The 7,533-nt window shown below is 72.9% G+C and carries 8 protein-coding genes; 7 read left to right on the top strand and 1 reads right to left on the bottom strand.

Annotated features, from left to right (window positions below; all coding sequences use genetic code 11):
- Positions 1-122 precede the first annotated feature (122 nt).
- The 5 genes from GRC12_RS39520 (at position 123) to GRC12_RS39500 (ending at position 4,999) form a co-directional block, all read left to right on the top strand.
- Positions 123-953 (top strand): hypothetical protein, encoded by an 831-nt coding sequence (locus GRC12_RS39520; RefSeq protein WP_208785290.1) that lies wholly within the window; start codon positions 123-125, stop codon positions 951-953.
- Between the two features lie 114 nt (positions 954-1,067).
- Positions 1,068-1,880 carry an SAM-dependent methyltransferase gene (locus tag GRC12_RS39515; protein ID WP_208785289.1) on the top strand — a complete coding sequence of 271 codons (813 nt, stop codon included), beginning with the start codon at positions 1,068-1,070 and terminating at the stop codon, positions 1,878-1,880.
- Between the two features lie 25 nt (positions 1,881-1,905).
- Positions 1,906-3,309: a glutamine synthetase family protein gene (locus GRC12_RS39510; protein ID WP_208785288.1), complete on the top strand. Its 1,404-nt coding sequence runs from the start codon at positions 1,906-1,908 to the stop codon at positions 3,307-3,309.
- Position 3,310: 1 nt separating this feature from the next.
- On the top strand, positions 3,311-4,447 hold the full coding sequence (locus GRC12_RS39505) for an amidohydrolase family protein (RefSeq protein ID WP_208785287.1): 1,137 nt from the start codon (positions 3,311-3,313) through the stop codon (positions 4,445-4,447).
- A 15-nt stretch (positions 4,448-4,462) separates the two neighbouring features.
- Positions 4,463-4,999: an NUDIX hydrolase family protein gene (locus GRC12_RS39500; protein ID WP_133048061.1), complete on the top strand. Its 537-nt coding sequence runs from the start codon at positions 4,463-4,465 to the stop codon at positions 4,997-4,999.
- On the opposite strand, the gene GRC12_RS39495 is transcribed toward GRC12_RS39500, so the two are convergent.
- Complete coding sequence (locus GRC12_RS39495) at positions 4,962-5,780, bottom strand: DUF427 domain-containing protein (protein ID WP_208785286.1); 819 nt, start codon at positions 5,778-5,780, stop codon at positions 4,962-4,964. The genes GRC12_RS39500 and GRC12_RS39495 overlap by 38 nt on opposite strands.
- 17 nt (positions 5,781-5,797) lie before the next feature.
- Here GRC12_RS39495 and GRC12_RS39490 point away from each other — a divergent pair, with 17 nt between their 5' ends.
- The gene (locus GRC12_RS39490) at positions 5,798-6,739 is read left to right on the top strand and encodes a sigma-70 family RNA polymerase sigma factor (RefSeq protein WP_208785285.1); all 942 of its coding nucleotides are present in this window, start codon (positions 5,798-5,800) and stop codon (positions 6,737-6,739) included.
- Positions 6,740-6,794: 55 nt separating this feature from the next.
- Positions 6,795-7,352, top strand: a complete 558-nt coding sequence (locus tag GRC12_RS39485) for a dihydrofolate reductase family protein (protein WP_208785284.1) — start codon at positions 6,795-6,797, stop codon at positions 7,350-7,352.
- Positions 7,353-7,533 lie beyond the last annotated feature (181 nt).

The following is a 7,533-nucleotide window of genomic DNA, read 5'->3' as shown; positions in this document are numbered from 1 at the left end:
GTCCCACCCGAAGCGCCCGTGGGCGTGGGCCGTGCTCACCCGTCCGGACCGGTGCGCTGGTGGGGCGGTGTGGGGGGTGGTGCGCTGGTCGGGACCCGCTCGCCGCTCAGGAGGCCTCCGCCATGATCCGACGTCCGTCCCGGCCCGTCCGTGTGCTCGCCTCGGCGCTGGTCGTGGGCGCACTGCTGACCACCGCGGCCTGCTCGGACGGCGGCGACAGCGCGGGCGGGGGTGCCACGCCCACCGACCTCGGCGCCTCGCCGCTCGTCCGGGCGTCCGCGGCCACCTCGACGCCGGCCGCCCGGCTCACGCAGGCCGGCGCGGAGGCGGCGCTGATCACCATGACGGACCTGGAGGGCGGCTGGACCCCGGTCAAGGGCGCCGAGCACTGGGACGACACTCTCCTCGTCGGCAAGGTCGACGTCGCCGCCTTCCTGACCGCGAAGACGAACGCCGCCGACTGCCAGCGGCTCCTGGACGCCCTCTACGACGACGATCTGCTGGGCAAGCCGACGGGCGCCTCGGCACTGGCCGGGTTCCAGCAGGGCGACTCCCGGCTGCTGTACCAGGTCGCCGCGTACAACCCCGTCCGTCTGAGCGCCGCACTGGGCTGGCTGAAGACGCTTCCGGTCAAGTGCGACCAGTTCACCGCGACCGACGCCAAGGGCGGCAAGCGGACGGTCCAGGTGACCACCGCCTCGGTCCCCACCCAGGGCGACGCCCGGCAGGGCCTGCACGTGACGGTGCAGGGCACCACGAACGGCGAACCCGCCACCCTCACCCTGGACGTGGCCGCCGTCCGCGTGGGCAACGACGCGATCACCGTCACCGCCGGCGGTCTGGCCGGCGGCGCGCACGACTCCCTCGAACTGGCCGTGCGGGAGGGCGCCCAGCGGCTCAAGCAGGTCCAGGCGGGCAAGACGCCCGCCCCCGGCCCCGGCCGCACCCGCTGACGGACGGCGACTGGCCGATTCCGCACGCCTGGTCAGCCGATTCCCGGGACAGTGTGATCACCGGGCGGCACAATGGCGGCGACAGCCGCAGGCGGTGCGATGAGGAGCTGAGTCGTGAGTGAGAGCCACACCCCTTCGGGCGGGTCGGCCAGGCTGAACACCGGTGTGGCGCACAACGCGCGGGTGTGGAACTACTGGATCGGCGGCAAGGACAACTACGAGGTCGACCGGCAGGTCGGCGAGCAGGTCGCCGGGATGTTCCCGGTCATCCGGGAGATAGCCCGGGCGGACCGCTGGTTCCTGGGCCGGGCGGTGCGGTTCCTCGCGGAGGAGCGCGGGGTACGGCAGTTCCTGGACATCGGCACCGGACTGCCGACCGCGGACAACACCCACCAGATCGCCCAGCGCATCGCGCCGGACGCGCGGATCGTCTACGTCGACAACGATCCCATCGTGCTCGCGCACGCCCGCACCCTGCTGACCGGCACCCACGAGGGCGTCACCGACTACATCGAGGCCGACGTCCACGACCCGGCCGCCATCGTCGAACGCGCCTCCGCCACCCTGGACTTCACCAAGCCCGTCGGGGTGATGATGCTCGGCATCCTCAACTTCGTGCTGGACGCGGAGAAGGCGCGGGAGATCGCCCGGCAGATCATGGCCGCGGTCCCCGCCGGCAGCTGTCTGGCCCTCACCCACCCGACCACCGACGAGGAACTCGGCGGCGAGGGGCAGATCGCGGCGATGAAGTTCTGGAACGAGAACGCCACCCCGCCCATCACCGCCCGCAGCGGCACCGACATCGCCGCCTTCTTCGAGGGACTCGAACTGCTGGAGCCGGGCCTGGTGTCGTGCTCCCGGTGGCGCGCCGATGCGGACTCCCCGGCCGCGGTCCCGCAGTACGGCGCGGTGGCCGTGAAACCCTGACGGACGTCTCGACCGTGGAGGACGTATGCCCACCCTCGCCGATCCCGTCCCCGGCGGCCGCCCCGGCGACGTCGACCGGGCCAGGGCCCTGAGCGGTGAACTGTCCGGGCAGGGCGTGCACGGCGTCGTGCTGTCCTACGTCGACACCGCCGGCATCGGCCGGGTGAAGACGATCCCCACGGCGAAGCTCGCCTCCGCCGCGGCCTGGGGCGTCGGCATGTCACCGGTGTTCGACACCTTCCTGGCGAACGACTCCATCGTCACCACGGACGTCCTCGGCTCCCCCGACGGCGATCTGCGCCTCTACCCCGACCTCGACCACCTCGTCGTCCTGGCCGGGCAGCCCGGATGGGCGTGGGCGCCGGTCGACCGGATCACGCAGGAGGGCGAGCCGCATCCGGGGTGCTCGCGCACGGTCCTGCGCCGGCTGGTCACCGAGGCCGCCGAACGGCACGGGCTGTCCTTCGAGGCGGGCATCGAGATCGAGTGGGCCGTCGGCCAAGGCCCGTCCGCCACCGGGGACTTCGTGCCGGCGCTGCACGGACCGGCCTACGGGGCGGCCCGGCAGGTCGAGTTGAGCGACTACGGCGCCGATCTGCTGGCCGCGCTGGCGGCGCAGGACGTGGAGGTCGAACAGCTCCATCCCGAGTACGCGGCCGGGCAGTTCGAGATCTCGGTGGGCGCGCTCGACCCGGTGGCCGCCGCCGACCGCAGCGTGCTGGTGCGGCAGACGATCCGGGCGGTCGCCGGGCGCCACGGCCTCGTGGTGTCGTTCGCCCCGGCGGTCTTCGCGCAGGGCGTCGGCAACGGCGGCCACATCCATCTCTCCGCCTGGCGCGACGGCGTCAACCTGCACTCCGGCGGTCAGGGCCGGCACGGAATGACCGCCGAGGCCGAGTCCTTCGCGGCGGGCGTCCTCGCCCACCTCCCCGCGCTCACCGCCGTCACCGCGCCGAGCCCGGCCAGCTATCTGCGCCTCAAACCCTCCCAGTGGGCGGGGGTGTTCACCGCCTGGGGCCGCGAGACCCGCGAGGCCGCGGTGCGGATCGTCACCGGCACCGCGGGCCGGCGCGAGCGGACCGCCAACCTGGAGGTCAAGCCGGTCGACCTGGCCGCCAACCCCTACCTCGCCCTGACCTGCGTGATTGCGGCCGGCCTGGACGGGCTGACCTCGCCCACGCCCCTCCCCGAGGAGATCACCGGCGACCCGGCCCACCTCGGTGAGGCCGAGGCGGCGGCCCGGGGTGTGCGCCGGCTGCCGGCCTCGCTGCCGGAGGCCGTGGAGGAGTTCCGCAAGGACGAACGGCTGCGGGCCGCGCTCGGGCCGGTCCTCGCGGACGCCGTGATCGCCGTACGCCAGGGGGAGATCGCAGCGGTCGAGGGGTACGACGACGAACAAGTGGCGGCCGCCTACCGCTGGAAGTACTGAGATGCCCTCCGGTCCCGTCCAGGAAGCGCTCGACGCCCTGCCGTTGGTGGACCACCACTGCCACGGCGTGGTCACCGGCGACCTGGACCGGCGGGCCTTCGAGACGCTGATCACCGAGGGCGGGGCCTGGCCCGGGATCTCCACCTTCGACAGCCCGGTGGGCGTCGCGATCCGCCGCCACTGCGCTCCCCTGCTGGACCTCCCGCGCCACGCGCAGCCCGACGCCTACCTCGCCCGGCGCGCCGAGCTGGGCCCCGGCGAGGTGCACCGCCGCTTCCTCGCCGCCGCGGGGACCGAGGTGTTCTGTGTGGACACCGGGTACGCCCCGGAGCGTCTGACCACACCCGCCGAACTGGTGGAGCCCGTGGGCGGGACGGCGTACGAGATCGTGCGGCTGGAGAGCGTCGCCGAGGAGGTGGCGGCACAGGGGGTCGAGCCCGGCGAGTACGCGGACCGCTTCCGGGTGGCAGCGCTGGAGGCGGTACGGCGGCCGGGTGTCGTCGGCGTGAAGTCGGTGGCCGCCTACCGCACCGGCTTCGACCTGGACCCGGCGCGCCCCTCCGACACGGAGGTCACCGAGGCGGCCCGGCGCCTGCTCGCGAGCGGTTCCGGACGGCTGGCGGACCCGGTGCTCGTACGGCATCTGCTGTGGACGGCGGTCGACCTGGGCCTGCCGCTCCAACTCCACGTAGGACTCGGCGACAACGACATCCGGCTGCACCGCTCGGACCCCGCCCACCTCACCGACTGGCTGCACCTGACCGCCGGCACCATCCCGGTGATGCTGCTGCACTGCTGGCCCTACCAGCGCCAGGCCGCCCATCTGGCCGCGGTCTTCGAGCAGGTGTATCTGGACGTGGGCCTCGCCCTGCACCACGTCGGTCCGGCGCGGGCACGTGCCGTGCTGGAAGAGGCCCTCGAGATCACGCCCTTCCGCAAACTCCTGTACAGCTCGGACGCGTACGGTGTGGCCGAGTTCCACTGTCTGGGCGCGCTGTCCTTCCGCCGGGCGCTGGCCGGTCTGCTCCAGGAGCGGGTGGACGACGACGAACTGGACCTGCCGGGCGCGCTGCGCCTGGCGGAGTGGGCGGGAGCACACAACGCACGCCGGGTATACCGCCTGCCCGGCGCCTCCTGAAAGTATGATCAAGCAATGTCTGACATGACCGATACCACGCCCGGCTGGCTCTCTCCCGACGAGCTGGAGATGGCGCGTGCCAGGATGCCGATCCTGTACGTCGAGGCCGTGCCCGTGCGCGTCGACGACAGCGGCGAAGTCACCAGCGTCGGCCTGCTGCTGCGCATCGGGCCGGACGGGACGGTCAGCCGGACCCTGGTCTCCGGCCGGGTGCTGCACCACGAGCGCGTCCGGGACGCGCTGCTGCGCCACCTGGAGAAGGACCTCGGCCCGGTGGCGCTGCCCCGGATCCCGGCCTCGCTGCAGCCCTTCACGGTCGCCGAGTACTTCCCGACCCAGGGCGTCACGCCGTACCACGACCCGCGCCAGCACGCGGTGTCGCTGGCCTACGTGGTCCCGGTGACGGGTGACTGCCGGCCCCGGCAGGACGCGCTGGACCTGGTCTGGTTCAGCCCGCAGGAGGCCGTGTCGGAGGCGGTGCAGAGCGAGATGCCGGGCGGGCACGGGGTGCTGCTCAGGCAGGCGCTGGCCCACGTGGGCTGCTCGGTGTGAACAGCGCGCTGAACGGTGTGACGGGGCGCTGAAGCCGCTCCCCGTCCACGGTGATGTCGACCGCCTCGTTGAAGAAGGCCAGCAGTCCCCTGATCGCGCCGACGGCCGGCAGCGGGTCCGGGTAGCTCCACACGAGGTTCGCCCCGCCGGGCGTCGACCAGTACTCGGCGGTGCCCTTGTAGGGGCAGCCGGTGTGATGGTCGGTGGGGGTGAGCAGGTCCATGCGGACGTCCTCGCGCGGGATGTAGTAGCGGGTCGGCAGGCCGGTCTCGAAGAGCAGCACGGGCCGGTGGGTGTCGGCGACGAGCGTGCCGTCGACCGCGACCCGGACATGGCGGCCGCTGACGAGGGCGTCGACGCGTTTGTGCGGGTCCCGGGGGTGGACGAAGATCTCTTCCTCTTCCTCGTACCAGTGGTCGAGGCCCCTGTCGCTGCGCCGGAACCACTCGAAGGCGATGTACTCGGCGAGGTCGGCGGAGGGGAAGGTCCAGGCGGCGTTCTCCAGCAGCTCGCCGTCGATCTCCAGGTCGTAGAAGACCGTCGATCCGGTGTGGGACCCGGTTCGCGGGCGTTTCGCGGGACGCAGGAGGTCCTCGCATACGTCGCCGCGCGGGAAGGCGTACTGCGGTACGGGCAGCGACGGTTCCCAGACGAGGACGGGGTGCCGGCTGTCGACGACGGTGACGTCGCCCTTGCGGCCTCGTACCCGGCGCTCGCTCGGCTCCCAGAGGAGGCCTTCGGGGGTGCTGCGGACGGACCGTTCGGTGGGGAGTCCACTCATGGGTCCATGATGACCCCATGGACCTTGAGCCGTACCGGGGCGAGTTGGTGGCGTACTGTTATCGGATGGTGGGCTCGTTCCACGAGGCCGAGGACCTGGTGCAGGAGACCCTGCTGCGGGCCTGGAAGGCCCGTGACCGGTACGACGCCGGCCGCGCCTCGGTGCGGACCTGGCTGTACCGGATCGCGACCAACGTCTGTCTGACCGCGCTGGAGGGGCGGGCGCGACGCCCGTTGCCCTCGGGGCTTGGCGCGCCGAGCGACGATCCGGGCGCCCCGCTGACCCCGGCCTTCGACATCCCCTGGCTGCAGCCGTTCCCCGACAGCCGCTACGACGTCGAGGCGCGGGCCGATCTGCGGCTGGCGTTGGTGGCGGCCATGCAGGTGCTGCCGGCCCGGCAACGGGCCGTACTGGTGCTGCGGGAGGTGCTGGAGTTCAGTGCCGCCGAGGTGGCCGAGCAGCTTCAGACTACGGTCGCCGCCGTGAACAGCGCGCTGCAGCGGGCCCGGGTCGCGCTGGCGGGCGTGGGCGATCCCGGCGAGGTGACCGAGCCGGACGACGCCGGGGCGCGGGAGGCCGTGGGGCGGTACGCGCGGGCGTTCGAGGCGGGGGACGTGCCCGGGCTGGTCCGGCTGCTGACGCACGACGCGATCCTGGAGATGCCGCCGGTGCCGCTGTGGTACCGCGGCAGCGGGGAGTACGGCCTCTTCATGGAGCGGGTGTTCGCGATGCGCGGCACGGACTGGCTCAGCCGGCCGCTCACCGCGAACGGACAGCCGGCACTCGCCGCCTACGCGCCCGGGGCGGAGGGCGAACCGCACCGGCTGCATTCGCTGCAGGTGTTCACGGTGACCAGCGGTCTGGTCGCCCGCAACGTGGTGTTCGCCGATCCGCGGGCCCTCGATGCCTTCGACCTGCCCCGGGAGATTTTCTCCGACGGGTTTCCCGGCGGGCGATGAATCCGGCCGGTGTCACCGGTACGTACCGGTGACACCGATCGAGAGGACATCGGACATGAGCGTCATCGTCATCGCGTACACCACCCTGGACGGGATCGTCACCGACCCGGACGGCTCCGAGGGGACACCGGGCGGCGGCTGGCTGTTCGGACACGGCCCGGAGGTGGTCGCCGGGGACAGGTTCCAACTGGGGGCCAGCCTGGACGAGGGGGTCCTGCTGCTGGGACGGACCACATGGGAGCAGTTCTCGCGGCTGTGGCCGGAGCGCGACACCCCCTTCGCGCTGCGGATGAACGCCGCGTCGAAGCTGGTCGCTTCGCGCACCCTCACCGACGTCTCCGCCTGGTCCAACTCCCGTCTCCTGGACGGCGACCTGGTGGACACCGTCAAGCGGGAGCGGCGGGACGTGGTCGTCATGGGCAGTCTCGGCATCGCCCGCGCGCTGATGGCCGAGGACCTGGTCGACGAGTACCGGCTCGTCACCCTCCCCACGCTCGTGGGCACCGGCGGCCGGCTCTTCCCGGCCGACACCTCACCCGTCCACCTGGAGTGCCTGTCGGTGGAACGGGCCGGCCCCGCCGTCCTCGCCCGTTACGGGAGGACCGCGGCCTGAGAAGGGCGCGCACGCGGCGTGACGGCCGGTTCCTCACGAGCAGCGAGGAACCGGCCGCGCTCGTGCCCGTGGACGAGGGCCAGGGCCGACACGACAGCGGCCACGACCGCGCCGCCGCGCCTTCACGGCAGCAGTGAGGGGCGGCCGGTCGTGGGGCATGGGGCCGGGACGGAACCGGGGG

The sequence above is a fragment of the Streptomyces griseorubiginosus genome (genome assembly GCF_017614965.1).
GTDB lineage: Bacteria > Actinomycetota > Actinomycetes > Streptomycetales > Streptomycetaceae > Streptomyces > Streptomyces griseorubiginosus_B.
The sequence above is the reverse complement of the archived record's forward strand: the minus strand, read 5'-3'. Positions and strand labels throughout refer to the sequence as shown.

Bases quoted from the DNA above. Each gene is read 5' to 3' on its own strand.
- GRC12_RS39520 (WP_208785290.1), top strand. From the start codon at position 123: ATGATCCGACGTCCGTCCCGGCCCGTCCGTGTGCTCGCCTCGGCGCTG.
- GRC12_RS39510 (WP_208785288.1), top strand. From the start codon at position 1,906: ATGCCCACCCTCGCCGATCCCGTCCCCGGCGGCCGCCCCGGCGACGTC.
- GRC12_RS39505 (WP_208785287.1), top strand. From the start codon at position 3,311: ATGCCCTCCGGTCCCGTCCAGGAAGCGCTCGACGCCCTGCCGTTGGTG.
- GRC12_RS39500 (WP_133048061.1), top strand. From the start codon at position 4,463: ATGTCTGACATGACCGATACCACGCCCGGCTGGCTCTCTCCCGACGAG.
- GRC12_RS39495 (WP_208785286.1), bottom strand. From the start codon at position 5,780: ATGAGTGGACTCCCCACCGAACGGTCCGTCCGCAGCACCCCCGAAGGC.
- GRC12_RS39490 (WP_208785285.1), top strand. From the start codon at position 5,798: ATGGACCTTGAGCCGTACCGGGGCGAGTTGGTGGCGTACTGTTATCGG.
- GRC12_RS39485 (WP_208785284.1), top strand. From the start codon at position 6,795: ATGAGCGTCATCGTCATCGCGTACACCACCCTGGACGGGATCGTCACC.